This is a genomic window from Mesorhizobium sp. M3A.F.Ca.ET.175.01.1.1, assembly GCF_004791945.1.
GTDB lineage: Bacteria > Pseudomonadota > Alphaproteobacteria > Rhizobiales > Rhizobiaceae > Mesorhizobium.
In genome coordinates this window covers 1-287 of the sequence record NZ_SRTP01000396.1, presented here as the reverse complement: position 1 = coordinate 287, position 287 = coordinate 1, and the positions used below count along the sequence as shown (strand labels likewise).

The 287-nt window shown below is 65.9% G+C and carries 1 pseudogene; it reads right to left on the bottom strand.

From position 1 onward, the window contains the following. Positions 1-60: 60 nt before the first annotated feature. Positions 61-287, bottom strand: a pseudogene (locus EN818_RS32140) (hypothetical protein); the annotation flags it as partial.

The following is a 287-nucleotide window of genomic DNA, read 5'->3' as shown; positions in this document are numbered from 1 at the left end:
GACCGGCTGGCCCGAAGGCCATTCCAACATCATCCTTTGCAAGACACTTCCAGGAAACGCCTAGGGGACCTTATCGAGCAGCGGCTTCAGCGCCGGATGGATTTCCGGCGAAGCGTGCTTGATCAGCGTCAGCAGCGCGCGCTCGTTGTCGCGCAACGGCCGCTGGCCGCCGCCGACGCGCTCGGCCAGCCATTGGGCTTCATCGGCGTCGATGGTCTCGGCGCGGCGGGCTAGCGCCTCGCTGGCCCGGTTCCTGGCTTCCCATTCGGCCTCTATATTGTCAGGGG